The sequence below is a fragment of the Streptomyces graminilatus genome (genome assembly GCF_001418565.1).
Taxonomy (GTDB): Bacteria; Actinomycetota; Actinomycetes; order Streptomycetales; family Streptomycetaceae; genus Streptomyces; species Streptomyces graminilatus.
Window position 1 is genome coordinate 1 of sequence record NZ_LIQQ01000002.1, and the last position, 17,805, is coordinate 17,805.

Sequence of the window (17,805 nt, forward strand, 5' to 3'; positions counted from 1 at the left end):
TCTGAAACCACGAACAACCCCATACTCATGACCATTGGTCTCGGGTGTGGTGCGGTTGAGTGTTTCATAGTGTTTCGGTGGTCATAGCGTGAGGGAAACGCCCGGTTACATTCCGAACCCGGAAGCTAAGCCTTACAGCGCCGATGGTACTGCAGGGGGGACCCTGTGGGAGAGTAGGACACCGCCGAACTCCTTTTATAGCTCCGGCTCTTGGGCATACCGCCCGAGGGCCGGAGCTTTTTTGCGTTGAGGTAGGGTCAGGGGGCATCGTTGGCTCATTTCCCACAGGAGGCTCCCGGGTGGAGGTCCAGGAGACCCGCGTCCAGACGGACCGGGTCCTCACCATCCCGAACATCCTCAGCATGGCGCGCCTCGTCGGCGTACCCGTCTTTCTCTGGCTGATCCTTCGGCCTGAGTTCGGTGGTCCGCAGAGCGACGGCTGGGCGCTCCTGGTGCTGATGCTGAGCGGGATCAGTGACTATCTGGACGGCAAGCTCGCGAGGCGCTGGAACCAGATCAGCAGTCTTGGCCGGCTCCTTGACCCCGCAGCCGACCGGCTCTACATTCTCTCGACGCTGGTCGGTCTCACATGGCGTGAGATTCTGCCAATCTGGTTGACCGCTGCACTGCTTGCGCGAGAGCTGGTTCTGCTGGTGATGGTGGGCGTCCTCAGGCGTCACGGGTATCCGCCACCGCAGGTGAACTTCCTGGGGAAGGCCGCCACGTTCAACCTGATGTACGCCTTCCCGCTTCTTCTGCTCAGTGACGGAAGCACGTGGCTCTCGTCACTCGCTGCTATTTTCGGATGGGCGTTCGCCGGATGGGGTACAACCCTGTACTGGTGGGCAGGAGTCCTCTACGTGGTACAAGTCCGCCGGCTGGTCCGCGCGGACGCCATGGCCGATTGAGCTCCCCGATTGGGCGACCGCAGTGGCTCGATGGCCCGCTTCGAAAAAGTGCGGGACAATCTGGACGGGTGAAGTCGGCTAGACCGTCTCTTCAAGGAGGACGCTTCCGACATGAAGGCCGTCGTGATGGCCGGAGGCGAAGGCACACGCCTTCGTCCGATGACCTCAAGCATGCCCAAGCCGCTCCTGCCCGTGGCCAATCGGCCGATCATGGAGCATGTACTGCGGCTGCTCAAAAGGCATGGGCTCAACGAGACAGTCGTCACTGTTCAGTTCCTGGCCTCGCTCGTCAAGAACTACTTCGGTGACGGTGAAGAGCTCGGCATGGAACTCACCTATGCCAACGAGGAGAAGCCACTCGGTACCGCCGGAAGTGTCAAGAACGCTGAAGAGGCGTTGAAGGACGACACTTTCCTCGTCATCTCCGGTGATGCTCTGACCGACTTCGATCTCACCGAACTCATCAACTTCCACAAGGAAAAGGGTGCGCTCGTCACCGTCTGTCTGACGAGGGTGCCGAATCCACTGGAATTCGGTATCACCATCGTCGACGAGGAAGGCAAGGTCGAGCGCTTCCTTGAGAAGCCGACCTGGGGGCAGGTCTTCTCCGACACCGTGAACACCGGTATCTACGTCATGGAGCCCGAGGTCTTCGACTACGTCGAGGCCGACGTTTCCGTCGACTGGTCCGGGGACGTCTTCCCGCAGTTGATGAAAGAGGGACGCCCGATCTACGGCTACATCGCCGAGGGGTACTGGGAGGACGTCGGTACGCACGAGAGCTATCTGAAGGCGCAGGCCGACGTCCTTGAGGGCAAGGTCGATGTCGAACTCGACGGCTTCGAGATCTCGCCCGGTGTGTGGGTCGCCGAGGGTGCCGAGGTACATCCCGACGCCGTGCTTCGTGGACCCCTCTACGTAGGGGACTACGCCAAGGTCGAGGCCGGTGCGGAAATCCGCGAGCACACCGTGGTGGGCTCGAACGTCGTCGTGAAGAGCGGGGCCTTTCTGCACCGGGCCGTGCTGCACGACAACGTGTACATCGGACAGCACAGCAATCTGCGAGGCTGCGTGGTCGGGAAGAACACCGACATCATGCGTGCGGCGCGGATCGAGGACGGGGCGGTCATCGGCGACGAGTGTCTCGTAGGCGAAGAATCGATCATTCAGGGGAACGTACGCGTATACCCGTTCAAGACGATCGAGGCAGGCGCCTTCGTCAACACCTCGGTGATCTGGGAATCGAGAGGGCAGGCGCATCTCTTCGGTGCCCGTGGGGTTTCCGGCATTCTGAATGTCGAGATCACCCCCGAGCTGGTGGTGCGGTTGGCCGGTGCCTACGCGACCACCCTGAAGAAGGGGTCCACTGTCACCACCGCCCGCGACCACTCCCGTGGTGCCCGCGCGCTGAAACGGGCGGTCATCTCCGCGCTGCAGACCAGCGCCATCGACGTACGAGACCTGGAGAACGTACCGCTGCCGGTGGCGCGGCAGCAGACCGCGCGGGGGAGTGCCGGCGGGATCATGATCCGGACGACGCCCGGTGTGCCGGACTCCGTCGACATCATGTTCTTCGACGGGCAGGGGGCCGATCTCTCGCAGGCGAGTCAGCGGAAGCTGGACCGGGTGTTCGCGCGGCAGGAGTACCGGCGGGCGTTCCCCGGAGAGATCGGGGATCTGCATTTCCCCGCCAGTGTGTTCGACTCGTACACCGGGTCGTTGCTGCGGAATGTCGATACGACAGGGATCGCAGAGTCCGGGCTCAAAGTGGTCGTGGATGCGTCCAACGGCAGTGCGGGACTTGTGCTGCCCAGTCTGCTCGGGAAACTCGGGGTAGATTCGCTGACCATCAATCCCGGTCTCGACGAGTCAAGGCCGACGGAGTCCGCGGATACCCGGCGGTCCGGAATGGTGCGACTCGGCGAGATCGTGGCGTCGGCGGGTGCCGCCTTCGGTGTGCGTTTCGATCCGGTGGGCGAGCGGCTTTCGCTCGTGGACGAGAAGGGGCGGATCATCGAGGACGACCGGGCGTTGCTCGTCATGCTCGATCTGGTGGCCGCGGAACGGCGCAGTGGGCGAGTGGCGCTGCCGGTCACCACCACTCGGATCGCCGAGCAGGTCGCCGCGTATCACGGGACCCAGGTGGAGTGGACGACCACCTCGCCCGACGATCTGACCCGGGTCGGGCGTGATGAGTCGACCATCTTCGGCGGGGACGGGCGCGGCGGTTTCATCGTGCCCGAGTTCAGCAGTGTCTTCGACGGTTCGGCGGCCTTCGTACGGCTCATCGGGCTGGTCGCGCGGACGCAGCTCACGCTCAGCCAGATCGATGCCAGGATTCCGCGAGCGCATGTCCTGAAGCGGGATCTGGCGACTCCCTGGGCCGTCAAGGGGCTTGTCATGAGGCGGGTCGTTGAGGAGGCCGGGGAGCGATTCGTCGACACCACCGACGGGGTGCGGGTGGTCGAGACCGACGGGCGCTGGGTGATGGTTCTGCCCGACCCGGCGGAGGCTGTCACGCATCTGTGGGCCGAGGGGCCGGACGACGCCTCCGCCCAGGCGCTGCTCGACGAGTGGTCCGCCGTCGTGGACGGCGCCGGGCGCTGAACCGACGTACACGCGCGCGTGCCGGGCGGGAGTTCCCCTATAGGGGCCCGTCCGGCATGCCGGTGGGGCCGTTCGGAGGCAGTGGTCGCGACGTGGGACGATGTGCGGCATGCCGCAGCAACCCCCCGTTCGGAGCATCCCCACGAGCCGTTCCCGCCCGGACGCGTCCATGTCGCTGCTCACCAACGTCATGGACCACAGCCTCGACGAGGGGTACGCCGAGGCCGCCGAGCGCCGGAAGGCGGCGGGTGACGGCGGGCTGCCGAAGCCGCTGAGAGCGAAGCTGGGCCTCGCCGCTGGTCTGGTGCTCGCCGCTCTCGTGGTGACCGTGGGGGCGGCCCAGGCGCGGATAGCGGCGCCCGTGATCGCCAAGGAGCGCGGCGAACTGATCGACCGCATCAACCGTGAGACCGAGTCCGCCGACAAGCTGGAGAAGACGGTCGACGGGTTGCGGGACGATGTGAGCGCGCGGCAGCGCGCGGCGCTGAAGTCGGGGGGCGGCGGCGAACAGGCCGACCTGGTGGGCATCCTGTCCGGGGCGACCGAGGTGCACGGGCCGGGTGTCAAGCTGGTCGTGGACGACGCGAAGGAAGCCGACAGTGGTGGCGGCGGGAACCCGCGGGAGACCTCCGGATTCTCCGACACGGGGCGGGTGCGCGACCGGGACATGCAGCGGGTCGTGAACGGGCTGTGGCAGTCGGGTGCCGAGGCAGTCGCGATCAACGGGCAGCGGCTGACGGCACTGTCGGCGATCCGGGCCGCGGGAGACGCGATACTGGTCGACAACAAGCCGCTCGTGCCGCCGTACACGGTGCTCGCGGTGGGGGACGGCAAGCGGCTGAGCACCAGGTTCCAGGACAGCGCGGACGGACTGTATCTGCACGCGCTGCAGCAGAACTTCGGCATCCGGACCAGCATCTCCGTGGAGAGCGACCTCCGGCTGCCGGCCGCACCGAGCGTGATCGTACGTACAGCACAGCCGAGAACAGAGAAGGGCACATCGTGATCGCGGTACTGGGCCTCGTCGTGGGCGTCGTGGCTGGATTGTTGGTTCGGCCCGAGGTGCCGGCGGTCGTCGAGCCTTACCTTCCCATCGCCGTAGTCGCGGCCCTGGACGCCGTGTTCGGCGGTCTGCGGGCCATGCTGGACGGCATCTTCGTCGACAAGGTCTTCGTGGTGTCGTTCCTGTCGAACGTCGTCGTGGCCGCGCTGATCGTCTTCCTCGGCGACAAGCTCGGCGTCGGCGCGCAGTTGTCCACGGGTGTCGTCGTGGTTCTCGGTATCCGTATCTTCTCCAATGCCGCGGCGATCCGTCGGCACGTGTTCCGGGCCTGACGCCGATGAGTGACAACGGCAAGAACGACGCGGGCGACAAGCACCGCGAGGCGGGCCGGAAGCCATTGCGCGAGGAACTGCCGCAGGAGGTCCCCGCGACCCACGCGGAGGCCTCGTCCGAGCAGGTCCCGGACGTACCGGCCGCGGTTGCCGACGAGGCGACCGAGCCGTCCCTGACCGGCCGTCAGCGGCTCGCGAAGGGGCTGTGGCCGCCGCGGGTGACCCGGGCCCAACTCATCGTCGCCCTGCTGCTGTTCGGGCTCGGATTCGGGCTGGCGGTGCAGGTCGCGTCCACCAGTGACAACGACGGTGCGCTGCGCGGTGCGCGTCAGGAAGATCTCGTACGCATTCTGGATGAACTGGATGACCGTACTCAACGTCTTGAAGACGAGAAGAGGGGTCTCGAAGATCAGCGGACCGAGTTGGAGAACAGCTCGGACCAAGCTGAGGAGGCCCGTAGGCAGACGGTCGAGAAGGAGCGGCAACTGGGCATCCTGGCGGGCACGGTGGCCGCGCAGGGGCCCGGGATCACGCTGACCGTCGAGGACACGAAGGGAAAGGTCGAAGCCGACATGCTGCTCGACGCGATCCAGGAGTTGCGTGCGGCCGGCGCCGAGGCGATCCAGGTCAACGGTGTACGGGTGGTCGCGGGGACCTACCTGGCGGACGAGGACGGTGGTGGGGTGAGCGTCGACGGGAACAAGATCGACGCGCCCTATCGTTTCAAGGTCATCGGCAAGCCCCAGGATCTCGAACCGGCGCTCAACATCCCCGGAGGTGTGGTGCAGACCCTGGAGAAGGAGCAGGCCACCGTTACCGTGGAGCGGGCGGCCAAGATCGTTGTGGACGCCTTGCGGGCGGCGAAGCAGCCTGACTACGCTCGGTCGTCCTCCCAGTGAACCGGGGGTGCATGGGGGCTGTCCGGGGAGGGCATGAGGTTGCGGGGGGTCGGCGCACCGAATGGGTGGTGCGTGGTGGAAACTGTCAGGTGGCGGCGGACGTTGTGAGGATGTCCGGGTCGACCGGTAGATGCAGTCAGGGTTCGTCCTGCCCCACGGGCGGGTCTGTTTCGGTCAAGGGGAATCGCCCGTGAAGTTGTTTGCGAAGTTGTTCGGCAAGAGCGCGCGAGAGGGCAGCGGCGACAACGCGACGGCCCGCCATCGCGCGGAGCCCGACGCGGACGGTCAGCGTCCGTTGTTCCGGGATCAGATCGGCGGTCCGGGCGGTGACGTTCCGGGAGGTCAGGGGGCGGCGTCTGTTGACCCTGCCCAGTCAGGGCGCATAGGTTTCGGGGAACCGTCAACCTCAGGTACGGGTGGAGAGTTTTCCTCCGGTCCGTATGCGTCCAATGCCCCGGCGGGGCAGCCGCGGCAGGAGGATCCATCGATGTCGGCCCTGGTGTGTACGAGGTGCGGTAACCGCAACGCGGAGAACAGCCGTTTCTGCTCCAACTGCGGCGCGCCGCTGCGGCCCGGGGTAACCCCCGAGCGGCCGTCGGAAACGACGTCGACGATCTCCATCTCCGGCATCGAGGCGTATGACGCCGAGGTCACCGGTCAGACGCAGATGCCGATGCTCTCGCCCGAGGCGCAGGCAGCGGTGGACGCGTTGCCGCTCGGATCGGCGCTGCTGGTGGTGCGCCGTGGCCCGAACTCCGGCAGCCGCTTCCTGCTGGACGGTGACCTGACCACGGCCGGGCGTCATCCGCAGAGCGACATCTTCCTGGACGACGTCACCGTGTCGCGCAGGCACGTCGAGTTCCGGCGCGGCCAGGACGGCATGTTCACGGTCGCCGACGTGGGCAGCCTCAACGGCACGTACGTCAACCGTGAGCGGATCGACCAGGTCGCCCTGTCGAACGGTGACGAGGTGCAGATCGGCAAGTACCGGCTGGTGTTCTACGCGAGCCAGCGGGGTTACTGACCCTCCTCCGGACTGAGTCCGGGGGGACTCCCAGGGAAGGTCCATGCTTCAAACACCGAGCGGCGGTGCCGGGCACGGCATCGCCGCCGCGGACAGTGGGCTGATGAGCATCGGCACAGTGCTGAACGCGCTGCGCGACGAGTTCCCCGAAGCCACCATCTCCAAGATCCGTTTTCTGGAGTCCGAGGGGCTCATCGAGCCGCAGCGGACCCCGTCGGGGTACCGGAAGTTCAGTCCGGGGGACGTGGAACGCCTCGCCCAGGTCCTGCGAATGCAGCGGGACCACTATCTGCCGCTCAAGGTGATCAGGGAGTACCTGGACGCCATGGAGCGCGGCGAGGCCGTCCCGCTGCCCAGCGTCGGCCGCCAGAAGGACGGCGAGCCGGTTCTGGAACCCGAACAGCCCACCGCGGCCCGGATCGGTCGCGCCGAGCTGCTGGCCGCCGCCGGGATCGGTGAGGCCGAACTCGACGAGTGGCAGTCGTACGGGCTGGTCGCGCCGCTTCTGGACGGGGCGTACGACGCGGAGACGGTCACCGTGGCGGCGCTCGTCGCCGAGCTGGGGCGGTTCGGGATCGAGCCGCGGCATCTGCGGGTGATGAAGACCGCCGCCGAGCGCGAGGCCGGCCTGGTCGACCAGGTGGTCGCCCCCCTCAAGCGGCACCGCAATCCGCAGACCAGGGCCCTCGCGGAGGCCCGCAGCAAGGAACTGTCGGGGCTCACGGTGAAGCTGCACGCGGCCCTGGTGCGGATCGCGCTGGGCGGGCGGCAGCCCTGAGAGTGCCGGGTCGCCGCGTCGCGTGGGCTCGGTGCCGGAGGGCGGATCGGTCGCCTGTTCCGTGCCCGACTACCCAAACATCCCGGGCACGGCCTAGGGTTGCTGTGTGAACGAGCTCGATGTCGTAGGTGTCCGGGTCGAAATGCCCTCCAACCAACCGATCGTGCTCCTGCGTGAAGTGGGAGGCGACCGTTACCTTCCCATTTGGATCGGACCGGGTGAGGCGACGGCCATCGCCTTCGCCCAGCAGGGCATGGCCCCCGCACGACCGCTGACCCACGACCTGTTCAAGGACGTGCTGGAGGCCGTCGGCCAGGAGCTCACCGAAGTGCGCATCACGGATCTGCGCGAAGGTGTCTTCTACGCGGAACTGGTGTTCGCCAGCGGAGTCGAGGTGAGCGCCCGCCCGTCCGACGCCATAGCGCTGGCGCTGCGTACCGGTACGCCGATCTACGGCAGCGACGGAGTGCTCGACGACGCCGGGATCGCGATCCCGGACGAGCAGGAGGACGAGGTGGAGAAGTTCCGCGAGTTCCTCGACCAGATCTCCCCCGAGGACTTCGGGACCAACAGCCAGTGAGTCACGGGTCAGTGACCCAACAGTCATGAGCCACCAGTCGGTGAGCCGCGACGGCGACGGCTGACGAGGCTCGGCCACCCCGTGGATCCGCTGGTCGGAGGTGCCGGGTGCGGTTGCCCGAGAGGTCGCCGATGATGGCAATTGCCAGCGGCGTGTGAGAGCGTCCTGCGGCCCACTCGGAGCACATTCGGCTAGCCTTTCCCCGCGGTGGGGTACGGGAAACCACTCCTAGGGTGATTATCACTAGGCGTGCCTAGTGTGGCGATCGTTGACGCACCCCTGGTGACTGCCTACCGTCGAGAAGGCAGTTCAAGGACGGAGGTCGGCGTGAGAAGCAGCGGCGACGGTACGGCTGGGGGTGCCCCCGGACGCGGTCTGGGGGAGAGCGGCCCGTACCCTCCCCCAGACTCTCGGCTACGCTCAAGCTGGGGGGACCCCCATCACGGCAGCGCGGCCGATCACGTTCCGCGGCGGCCGACGGCTGTGACAGGCGGCGGAGGGGCGACTTCCATGGCGTCCGAGGAGATCGGCTACCGCGGCCCGACGGCATGCGCGGCGGCCGGTATCACCTACCGGCAGTTGGACTACTGGGCGCGCACCGGTCTGGTCGAGCCGAGCGTGCGGCCCGCCCATGGATCGGGGACGCAGCGGCTCTACAGCTTCCGGGACGTTGTGGTCCTGAAGATCGTCAAGCGCTTTCTCGACACCGGTGTCTCGCTGCAGAACATCCGTACGGCCGTCCAGCATCTGCGGGCGTGCGAGTTCGGTGACCTGGAGCGGCTGACGCTGATGAGCGACGGCGCGACCGTCTACGAATGCACCTCCCCCGACGAGGTGCACGCCCTGCTCCAGGGCGGGCAGGGCATTTTCGGCATCGCCGTCGGTGTGGTGTGGCGGGACGTGGAAAGCGCTCTCTCGCAGTTGCACGGGGAGCGCGTGGACACCGGCGAGACGCTCGTCGGGCACAACCCGGCGGACGAACTGGCACGCCGGCGCAACCGGGCGGTCTGAGCGGCCCCCGGGCCTCCGGGGCATTGTCAGTGGCGTAGGGCAGCATCGGTAATGTGAGAAACGCGCCCACGATCCTGCATCTCGACATGGACGCCTTCTACGCCTCGGCGGAGCAGGCGTCCAAGCCGAGCCTGCGCGGGAAGGCCGTCGTGGTGGGCGGGCTCGGGCCTCGCGGAGTGGTGGCCACGGCGTCGTACGAAGCGCGGGTCTTCGGGGTGCACTCCGCGATGCCGATGGCACAGGCGCGCAGGCTCGCGCCGAACGCCGCCTATCTCGTGCCGCGGGGAGGGTTCTACAAGTCGATCAGCGAGCAGGTCATGGGGCTCCTGCACGCGCTGTCGCCCCTTGTGGAGCCGCTGAGCATGGACGAGGCGTTCGTGGACCTGGAGGCGGGCGGGGCGGCCTGGGACGAGACGTCGGCGCGGCTGGCCGGGATCAGGCTGCGCGCGGACATACGGGCGGTCACGGGGCTCACGGGATCGGTGGGGCTCGCCGCCTCCAAGATGCTCGCGAAGATCGCCTCGGAGCAGGCCAAGCCGGACGGGCTGGTGGTGATCGAACCGGGCACCGAGCGGGCACTGCTCGGGCCGATGCCGGTGCGGACCCTGCCGGGGGTCGGCCCGGCGACCGGGGACCATCTGCGGCGGGCCGGGATCAGTACGGTCGACGAGCTGGCGGAGGCGGGCGAGGACGAGCTGGTACGGCTGCTGGGGAAGGCGCACGGGCACGCGCTGTACGCGATGGCGCTGGCGCGTGACGAGCGGCCCGTGGTGGCCGAGCGGGAGGCCAAGTCCGTGTCGGTCGAGGACACGTACGACGTGGACATCCATGACCGGGGCCGGGTGGGGACGGAGGTGCAGCGGCTGGCGGACCGGTGTGTCCGTCGGCTGCGCGGTGCCGGGCTGTCCGGGCGGACCATCGTCCTCAAGGTGCGCAGGTACGACTTCTCCACGCTGACCCGGTCCGAGACGCTCCGCGGGCCCACGGACGACCCCGGGGTGGTGCGGGAGGCGGCTGCCCGGCTGCTGGATGCGGTGGACACGACGGGGGGTGTGCGGCTGCTCGGGGTGGGGGTCACCGGTCTCGCCGACTTCACGCAGGAGGATCTGTTCGCGCAGGCCGCCGGGGAGCTGGCGGCGCGGGAGGCGGCGGCGCCCGATCCGGTGGAGGAGGCTGAGCACGAGAGTGCTGAGCAGCGGCGGGAGGAGCCGCCCGCCGAGCGCCACTGGACCACCGGGCACGACGTACGGCATGCCGACTTCGGGCACGGGTGGGTGCAGGGGAGCGGGCTCGGGCGGGTGACCGTCCGGTTCGAGACGCCGCAGTCGGAGCAGCCGGGGCGGGTGCGTACGTTCCGGACCGACGATCCCGCGCTGGAGCCGGCGGATCCGCTGCCGTTGGTGGCACCCGCGCCGCGAAGACCCGACGGCCCGGACGAGGAGTCGCCCGATCGGGAGTCGCCCGATCAGGCGTCGTCCGTACCCGCGAGCCTGCCGAAGTCGTGGTCGGGGAACGGGAGCGGGGGAGCCACGTCGAGGCCGTAGTGGTGGTAGAGCTGGAGTTCCTGCTCGGGGGAGAGGTGCCGACCCACGCCGAAGTCGGGAGCGTCCTTGATCAGGGCTCGCTCGAAGGGGATGCGCAGGGTGCCGTCGACCAGTTCGCTGGGCTCCAGTGGCACAAAGGCGTCCCTGCTGAACAGGCCTGTCCTGATGGCCGCCCACTCAGGCACTCCCGTCGCGTCGTCGAGGTAGATCTCGTCGATCGTGCCGATCTTGGTGCCGTTGCGGTCGAAGGCCTTGCGGCCGATCAGGTTGCGCGGATCAATGTCGGTCTGCACGGCGCCTCCGTATGGTCGCGACTCATCCGTAAGCACTACAAAAGAGTACTTCTGTGATGGCGGCCACTCGAAGGTGTGTGCGTGGAGCCCGCTGATAGGCTGGCCAGTGGCTGCTGACCCCGTGCGGGAGAGTCCTCCGGAACCTCGGAGGGCGCCGAAGGAGCAAATCCTCCCCGGAATCTCTCAGGCCCATGTACCGCACGGACGAGGTCACTCTGGAAAGTAGAGCGGGTGCCTACGGCGCACGTTCTCACCGACGGTGAAAGCCGGGACGTCAGCTGTTTGGCGTACCGGTGAAGCTCTCAGGTTGAGATGACAGAGGGGGAGGCCGTTCGGGCACCCGTGTCGTGGTGCCCCTCGAAGGTCGCGACGACCAGGAGGCCTCCGCAATGACCGCCCACCGCACTCCGCTCGCCGTACTCGAACAGGGCACGCCCTTCGAGCGGCGTCACATCGGGCCCGACCACGAGGACCGGGCCAAGATGCTCGCGCACGTCGGCTACGGCTCGCTCGACGAGCTGACGGCCGCCGCGGTCCCTGACGTGATCAGGAACGCCGACGCCCTCGACCTGCCGGGCGCCCGGACCGAGGCCGAGGTGCTGGCCGAGCTGCGGTCGCTGGCCGACCGGAACCAGGTACTGGGTTCCATGATCGGGCTCGGGTACTACGGGACCTTCACCCCGCCGGTCATCCTGCGGAACGTGATGGAGAACCCGGCCTGGTACACCGCGTACACGCCCTACCAGCCGGAGATCTCGCAGGGGCGCCTCGAGGCGCTGCTGAACTTCCAGACCATGGTCGCCGACCTCACCGGCCTGCCCACCTCCGGAGCCTCGCTGCTCGACGAGGGCACCGCGGCCGCCGAGGCGATGGCCCTGTCGCGGCGCATGGGCAAGAACAAGAAGGGCCTCTTCCTCGTCGACGCGGACGCCCTGCCGCAGACCATCGCCGTGATCGAGACGCGGGCCGAGCCGACCGGCGTCGAGGTCGTCGTCGCCGACCTGAGCGCGGGCATCCCGGACGACATCGCCGGGCGCGAGATCAACGGTGTGCTCCTCCAGTACCCGGGCGCCTCCGGTGCCGTACGGGACCTGAAGCCCGTTGTCGAGCAGGCGCACGCGCTTGGTGCCGTGGTCACCGTCGCCGCCGATCTGCTGGCCCTGACCCTGCTCACCTCGCCCGGTGAGCTCGGCGCCGACATCGCGGTCGGCACGACCCAGCGGTTCGGTGTGCCGATGGGCTTCGGCGGGCCGCACGCCGGATACATGGCCGTGCGCGAGCAGTTCGCGCGCAGCCTGCCCGGGCGGCTCGTGGGTGTCTCCGTGGACGCGGACGGCCACAAGGCGTACCGGCTCGCCCTCCAGACGCGCGAGCAGCACATCCGCCGCGAGAAGGCCACCAGCAACATCTGCACGGCCCAGGTCCTGCTGGCCGTCATGGCGGGCATGTACGCCGTCCACCACGGGCCCGAGGGGCTGCGGACCATCGCCCGCCGCACCCACCGGTACGCCACGATCCTCGCCGCCGGGCTGACGGCGGGCGGTGTCGAGGTCGTCCACGGGGCCTACTTCGACACGCTCACCGTGCGGGTGCCCGGGAAGGCGGGGGAGGTGGCCGCCGCCGCGCGCGAGCACGGGGTCAATGTGCACCTCGTCGACGCCGACCGGATCTTCCTGTCCTGCGACGAGACCACCACGCGGGCCCAGCTGGGCGCCGTATGGACGGCGTTCGGGGTCGACGGCGACATCGAGGCGCTCGACGCCGACGCCGGGGACTCGCTGCCGGAGGCGCTGCTGCGCACCGACGAGATCCTCACCCACCCCGTCTTCCACCAGTACCACTCGGAGACGTCGCTGCTGCGCTACCTGCGCCGGCTGGCCGACCGGGACTACGCGCTCGACAGGGGCATGATCCCGCTGGGCTCCTGCACCATGAAGCTCAACGCGACCACGGAGATGGAGCCGGTCACCTGGCCCGAGTTCGGCCAGTTGCACCCCTTCGCGCCCGCCGAGCAGGCGCAGGGCTATCTGACGCTCATCCGTGAGCTGGAGGAGCGGCTCGCCGAGGTCACCGGATACGACAAGGTGTCGCTCCAGCCGAACGCCGGTTCGCAGGGCGAGCTGGCCGGGCTGCTCGCCGTACGCGGCTACCACCGGGCCAACGGCGACGACCAGCGGACCGTCTGCCTGATCCCGTCGTCCGCGCACGGGACCAACGCGGCCAGTGCCGTCATGGCCGGTATGAAGGTCGTCGTCGTGAAGACCGCCGGGGACGGCGAGATCGACGTCGAGGACCTGCGGGCGAAGATCGAGCAGTACCGGGACGAGCTGTCGGTGCTGATGATCACGTACCCGTCCACGCACGGGGTGTTCGAGGAACATGTCGCCGACATCTGCGCCCAGGTGCACGAGGCCGGCGGGCAGGTGTACGTCGACGGGGCCAACCTCAACGCGCTGGTGGGGCTGGCAAAGCCCGGGCACTTCGGCGGGGACGTCTCGCACCTGAACCTGCACAAGACGTTCTGCATCCCGCACGGCGGCGGCGGCCCGGGCGTGGGCCCGGTGGGCGTACGGGCGCACCTCGCGCCCTACCTGCCCAACCACCCCCTCCAGCCCGCCGCCGGTCCCGAGACGGGCGTGGGGCCGATCTCGGCGGCGCCCTGGGGTTCGGCGGGCATTCTGCCGATCTCGTGGGCGTACGTCCGGCTGATGGGCGGCGAGGGGCTCAAGCGGGCCACCCAGGTGGCCGTGCTGAGCGCCAACTACATCGCCAAGCGGCTGGAGCCGCACTACCCGGTGCTCTACACCGGGCCGGGCGGGCTGGTCGCGCACGAGTGCATCATCGATCTGCGGCCGATCAGCAAGGCCACGGGCGTCAGCGTCGACGACATCGCCAAGCGGCTGATCGACTACGGGTTCCACGCGCCGACGATGTCGTTCCCGGTGGCCGGGACGCTGATGATCGAGCCGACCGAGTCCGAGGACCTGGGCGAGCTGGACCGGTTCTGCGAGGCGATGATCGCCATTCGCGGCGAGATCGAGAAGGTCGGCGCGGGCGACTGGCCCGCCGACGACAACCCGCTGCGGAACGCGCCGCACACCGCCGCCGCGCTCGGCGGGGAGTGGACGCACGCCTACACGCGCGCGGAGGCGGTCTTCCCGGCCGGGGTCTCGGCGGCCGACAAGTACTGGCCGCCGGTGCGCCGGATCGACCAGGCCTTCGGTGACCGGAACCTGGTCTGTTCCTGCCCGCCACTGGACGCCTACGAGGAGTAGTCACCCTCGAACATGCGTCGGGGCCGGTTCGCAGCGGGTGTCTGCGGGCCGGCCCCTCTTCGTCTGTTCCGCTTTTCGGGCAGTCGCTCCTGACGTCGGGAGGCTGCCCTTGTCCGCGTGCGAGGCCGTCAGGCGGCCGTCACCGCCACCGGTCGGTGCGGGGCGATGATCTGGCCGTCGGGCAGGAGCTCACCGGTGTCCTCGAAGAGGAGAACGCCGTTGCACAGCAGGCTCCATCCCTGTTCCGGGTGGTGCGCCATGAGACGGGCGGACTCCCGGTCGGTGGATTGGGCTGTCGGGCACGGTGGCTGGTGCTGGCACATTGATGGGATCTTTCGCTCTGTCATGGAGTGTGAGATGGCTGTGGTGTCTGTCCTGCGGCTCGAAGCACTGTTCATGGCCGCTCCCCGTTGTGATAAATCGGTTCGGTCCCAGTGTTGCCCCACGGGCGTCAATCCGCAGGGATTTGGCCGCACCGCTTCTTACAGGTTCAAGACGCATCACCCGGGCGGACGGTTCAGCCCAACTGGGCTGTCCCTTTGGGGGGTTCTTGATAGCCGGATGGGGCTAGTCCGGACGGTACGCAAACCCTCAATGGCTCGTACGAGCGTAATGACGCCCGAAAGAGCAACGTACCCCGTCGCCGGGAATTCGGCGGCGGGGTACGTGGGAATACGGAGAGTGTCGTGCCGTGTGCGGTCAGGCGGGGGAACGCAGCAGCGGGGCCGAAGTCACCCGATGGGTCAGGACGGGGAGGAGTTCGGCTACCCGGTGCGGACGGTGCGCCGCGATACCCGGCGGGGCCGGCGCCAGCGGCACGAGCAGGTCGGTCGCGGCGGGCTGGCCCTCGGCTCCGTCGGCGGTGATGTCGCCGTGCAGCCACAGGGTCAGCATGTACAGCTCGGGGACGGAGAGCAGGCGCGCCTGGTAGGGCTGCTTCATCGTGTCCGCCTGGCGCAGGGCGCGCTCGGTGGAGGCGAGGTAGGGCCCTTCGAAGAAGTGCGAGAAGGCCCAGCCGTCGGCGGTCAGCATGGTCTCGGCCGCCGCCACCGTACGGTCGCCGGCGCGGATCAGGAAGCGCCAACCGGTCAGCCGGGTGGCGGACGTGCCCGCGGGGGCGGTCCGGTCCAGGACGTGCACGGGCAGCGGGAGCTCGGGGGTGGTGGGCCCCTGGGCGTCGCGGAGGGACGGGGTGCGGGCCTCGCGGACGGCGGTGGGGGAACCGAGTGCCGTGAGGACGGTGCGGAGGGCGGGCGCGGGAGCCGGGGGAACATGCAGCGGCATGGTGGAACGCCTCTCATTCGGCAGGCATGGTGGCGCGAGGGCGGGGCGGACGGCGCTGTCAGCTCTCGGAGTCTCAGGGTCGAAGAGGCGGGGGCCGGGTGCGCTGACGGGGTGCGGCCTGCCGTACGTCACCTGGACGGCTGGACCCAGGACCTGGGCGCCGACTCTCTGCCCTTGTTTGCGGAGTTTATACGACGCGTGTTCTGACTATGTTTCGTCTAACTGTTTTCCGCGTGAAGAGCAAGGGCTTGTTCAGTCGGCGTTGCGAGGTGTTTATCCCGATTCCCGGCCGGTTGTACGGTGATGACCTCGGTGGATGTGCCGGATGCGGTCGTCCAATTGGCGTCGGTGTTTTTTCATGAGTTCGCAAGTGCGCAACTACTGGTTGTTAGCCCTGGACCGCCGGCGCCGTCATGCCGGACGAATGTGCCGCGGTCGTGCCGACCAGCGTAGCGTGTGACAGGAACACGTGGGACGTTATCGATCGCGTTTGGTGGGCATTATCCCCCGTGACCCGGGACATCAGCGGCCGGATCTTCGGCCCGCCCATTCGAGGAGGGACACTCCGATGGGGGAGAAGGTCGTGGCGGGGCTGTTCGAGCTGTCCGATCGCCTGCGCTACCGCACGAAGCTCCGGCAGTGTCTGACGGGGCTGGAGCGACTGCTGGCCGAGAAGCGGTTCGACCGGCCCAAGAATCTCCTGGGGCTGGAGATCGAGCTGAATCTCGTAGGGCCCGACGGCATGCCGAAAATGATGAATGGGCAAGTACTCGAAAGGATCGCGAGCCGAGATTTCCAGACAGAGCTCGCAATGTTCAATCTGGAAGTAAACATCGCCCCACATCGCCTCGCGGGCCGGGTATTCGACCGCCTCGCCGAAGAGCTTCGCACGTCGCTGGCATATGCCCATCGGAAAGCGAACGAGGTGGATGCCGGGATCATGATGATCGGCATTCTGCCGACGCTCGAACGCGACGACCTGGTCTCGTCCAATCTTTCCGACGTCGACCGCTACGCGCTGCTCAACGATCAGATCGTGGCGGCCCGCGGCGAGGACTTCACGCTCGACATCGAGGGCGTGGAGCACCTCTCGTGCACATCGACGTCCATCGTCCCGGAGGCCGCCTGCACCTCCGTGCAACTGCATCTCCAGGTCACGCCGGCGCGGTTCGCCGATGTGTGGAACGCGGCGCAGGTGGTCGCCGCCGTGCAGATCGCGATCGGGGCCAACTCGCCCTTCCTGTTCGGCCACGAGCTGTGGCGCGAGTCGCGGCCCCCGCTGTTCACCCAGGCCACGGACACCCGTCCGCCGGAACTCCAGGCACAGGGCGTACGGCCGCGCACCTGGTTCGGGGAGCGGTGGGTCTCCTCGGCGTACGAACTCTTCGAGGAGAACCTGCGCTACTACCCGCCGCTGCTGCCGATCTGCGACGACGAGGACCCGCTGAGCGTCCTCGACGCCGGAGGCGTGCCGAAGCTCGGCGAACTGGTGCTGCACAACGGCACCGTGTACCGCTGGAACCGCCCGGTGTACGGCATCGCGGACGGCGTACCGCATCTGCGCGTCGAGAACCGGGTGCTGCCCGCCGGGCCCACCGTCACGGACGTCATCGCCAACGCGGCCTTCTACTACGGGGTCGTACGGTCGCTCGCCGAGGAGTCGCGGCCCGTGTGGACCAGGATGCCCTTCGAGGCAGCCGCCGCCAACTTCGACGCAGCCTGCCGGTACGGCATCGACGCGCGGCTCCGGTGGCCCCGGGGCGGACGGTTCGGCGGCACGGCGGAGGTCGACGCGGTGCGGCTCGTACAGGAGGAACTGCTGCCGCTCGCCGCGGCCGGTCTCGACGCGTGGGGGGTGGAGCCCGCCGACCGGGACCTGTACCTCGGGGTGATCGAGGAGCGGTGCAGGCGAAGGGCCAACGGAGCGTCCTGGCAGGTGGCCACCTTCCACCGGGCGCTGGAGAAGGGGCTGTCCCGGGAGGCCGCGCTGGCCGCGACCACCCGGCGCTACAGCGAGCTGATGCACCTCGGGGAGCCGGTGCACACCTGGCCCGTGGGGCTGCCGGAGCCGGTGCCGCTGGGGTGAGCCGCTGGGGTGGTCCCCGGTGGGAACGAGTGCGGAGCGGGTGCCGAGCGGGTGCGGAACGAGTGCCGCTCGCGCCGGCGCGCGTGCGGCGCCGGGCGCCTGCGCGGGGGTCACTCACGCCTTCCTCAGGTTGATCGGGCAAGCTGTGACGTCCCATGACGGTGGTGTCCCTCCCCGGTCG

At 68.4% G+C, this 17,805-nt stretch carries 15 protein-coding genes, 1 rRNA gene and 1 riboswitch; of the genes, 13 read left to right on the plus strand and 3 right to left on the minus strand.

The window, feature by feature from the left end:
* Positions 1-73 precede the first annotated feature (73 nt).
* From rrf to AOK08_RS00085, 11 genes are all read left to right on the plus strand, one after another.
* Positions 74-190 (plus strand): 5S ribosomal RNA (rrf, locus tag AOK08_RS00035).
* Positions 191-299: 109 nt separating this feature from the next.
* Positions 300-908 (plus strand): cardiolipin synthase ClsA, encoded by a 609-nt coding sequence (clsA, locus tag AOK08_RS00040; RefSeq protein WP_055522352.1) that lies wholly within the window; start codon positions 300-302, stop codon positions 906-908.
* A gap of 111 nt (positions 909-1,019) precedes the next feature.
* Positions 1,020-3,515 carry a mannose-1-phosphate guanyltransferase gene (locus tag AOK08_RS00045; protein ID WP_055522354.1) on the plus strand — a complete coding sequence of 832 codons (2,496 nt, stop codon included), beginning with the start codon at positions 1,020-1,022 and terminating at the stop codon, positions 3,513-3,515.
* A gap of 169 nt (positions 3,516-3,684) precedes the next feature.
* The gene (locus AOK08_RS00050; protein ID WP_055522356.1) at positions 3,685-4,521 is read left to right on the plus strand and encodes a DUF881 domain-containing protein; all 837 of its coding nucleotides are present in this window, start codon (positions 3,685-3,687) and stop codon (positions 4,519-4,521) included.
* Entirely contained in the window at positions 4,518-4,850 is a 333-nt protein-coding gene (locus AOK08_RS00055) for a small basic family protein (protein WP_006376801.1), read from the plus strand. Before AOK08_RS00050 ends, AOK08_RS00055 begins: the two co-directional genes overlap by 4 nt.
* Before the next feature lie 5 nt (positions 4,851-4,855).
* Complete coding sequence (locus AOK08_RS00060) at positions 4,856-5,749, plus strand: DUF881 domain-containing protein (RefSeq protein WP_055522358.1); 894 nt, start codon at positions 4,856-4,858, stop codon at positions 5,747-5,749.
* 130 nt (positions 5,750-5,879) lie between these two features.
* Complete coding sequence (locus tag AOK08_RS48790; RefSeq protein WP_079053711.1) at positions 5,880-6,773, plus strand: FHA domain-containing protein; 894 nt, start codon at positions 5,880-5,882, stop codon at positions 6,771-6,773.
* A gap of 43 nt (positions 6,774-6,816) precedes the next feature.
* Positions 6,817-7,551, plus strand: a complete 735-nt coding sequence (gene ftsR / locus AOK08_RS00070; protein WP_055522362.1) for a transcriptional regulator FtsR — start codon at positions 6,817-6,819, stop codon at positions 7,549-7,551.
* Positions 7,552-7,657: 106 nt separating this feature from the next.
* A complete protein-coding gene (locus AOK08_RS00075; RefSeq protein WP_006123076.1) occupies positions 7,658-8,131 on the plus strand; it encodes a bifunctional nuclease family protein in 474 nt (157 codons plus the stop codon).
* Between the two features lie 327 nt (positions 8,132-8,458).
* A complete protein-coding gene (locus AOK08_RS00080; RefSeq protein WP_198539057.1) occupies positions 8,459-9,142 on the plus strand; it encodes a MerR family transcriptional regulator in 684 nt (227 codons plus the stop codon).
* A 53-nt stretch (positions 9,143-9,195) separates the two neighbouring features.
* On the plus strand, positions 9,196-10,686 hold the full coding sequence (locus AOK08_RS00085) for a DNA polymerase IV (RefSeq protein ID WP_079053712.1): 1,491 nt from the start codon (positions 9,196-9,198) through the stop codon (positions 10,684-10,686).
* Here the strand turns inward: AOK08_RS00085 and AOK08_RS00090 are convergent.
* Positions 10,608-10,979, minus strand: coding sequence for a PRC-barrel domain-containing protein (locus AOK08_RS00090; protein WP_055522368.1), 372 nt, complete (start codon positions 10,977-10,979; stop codon positions 10,608-10,610). The two genes, AOK08_RS00085 and AOK08_RS00090, sit on opposite strands and share 79 nt — an antisense overlap.
* Positions 10,980-11,093: 114 nt before the next feature.
* A riboswitch (glycine riboswitch) is annotated at positions 11,094-11,188 on the plus strand.
* A 180-nt stretch (positions 11,189-11,368) separates the two neighbouring features.
* Here AOK08_RS00090 and gcvP point away from each other — a divergent pair.
* Positions 11,369-14,254 (plus strand): aminomethyl-transferring glycine dehydrogenase, encoded by a 2,886-nt coding sequence (gene gcvP, locus AOK08_RS00095; protein ID WP_055522369.1) that lies wholly within the window; start codon positions 11,369-11,371, stop codon positions 14,252-14,254.
* Positions 14,255-14,382: 128 nt separating this feature from the next.
* Here the strand turns inward: gcvP and AOK08_RS00100 are convergent, their stop codons facing one another.
* On the minus strand, positions 14,383-14,577 hold the full coding sequence (locus AOK08_RS00100; RefSeq protein WP_055522371.1) for a DUF5999 family protein: 195 nt from the start codon (positions 14,575-14,577) through the stop codon (positions 14,383-14,385).
* A gap of 376 nt (positions 14,578-14,953) precedes the next feature.
* Positions 14,954-15,538: a hypothetical protein gene (locus AOK08_RS00105; protein ID WP_055522373.1), complete on the minus strand. Its 585-nt coding sequence runs from the start codon at positions 15,536-15,538 to the stop codon at positions 14,954-14,956.
* A 568-nt stretch (positions 15,539-16,106) separates the two neighbouring features.
* On the opposite strand from AOK08_RS00105, the gene AOK08_RS00110 reads away from it, so the two are divergent.
* Positions 16,107-17,624, plus strand: coding sequence for a glutamate-cysteine ligase family protein (locus tag AOK08_RS00110; protein WP_055522375.1), 1,518 nt, complete (start codon positions 16,107-16,109; stop codon positions 17,622-17,624).
* Positions 17,625-17,805: the final 181 nt, after the last annotated feature.